1 protein-coding gene is annotated in these 449 nt (G+C 75.3%); it reads left to right on the top strand.

Translation table 11 applies throughout. The annotated features are described in order from the left end of the window. A partial coding sequence (locus tag LPA54_RS38725; RefSeq protein WP_228985071.1) for a CdaR family transcriptional regulator occupies positions 1 to 314 on the top strand: 314 nt, incomplete at its 5' end. Positions 315 to 449: the final 135 nt, after the last annotated feature.

Genomic DNA, 449 nt, shown 5'->3' with positions numbered 1-449 from the left:
ACGAGCAGATGGCCGCCGGCTCCGTACTGCCACTGCTCGCCGACGACGCGGTCAAGGCGTTCGCCGACGGGCTGCTGCGGGCGCTGCGCGACCACGACGCGACCGGGCGTGGCGACCTCGTCGCCTCCCTGCGCGCCTGGCTCTCCCGCCACGGGCAGTGGGACGCGGCCGCCGCGGATCTCGGCGTCCACCGCCACACTCTTCGCTACCGCATGCGCCGGGTGGAGGAGATCCTGGGGCGGTCCCTGGACGACCCGGACGTCCGCATGGAGCTGTGGCTGGCGTTGAAGGCGACGACGGCGGACACGGGGTGAGTGGCGGGGCCGCGGCGTGTGGGCGGGTGCGGGTTCGTGCGGTTGAGCGCGCAGTTCCCCGCGCCCCTTGGGGGTGGGGGTGTGCACGGCCGTCTTGTTGGGGCGGGGCGGTGGGGGCTGGGCGCGCGGTTCTCC

This window comes from Streptomyces sp. DH12 (assembly GCF_020873895.1).
Taxonomy (GTDB): Bacteria; Actinomycetota; Actinomycetes; order Streptomycetales; family Streptomycetaceae; genus Streptomyces.
This window is presented reverse-complemented; position numbering and strand designations above follow the sequence as displayed.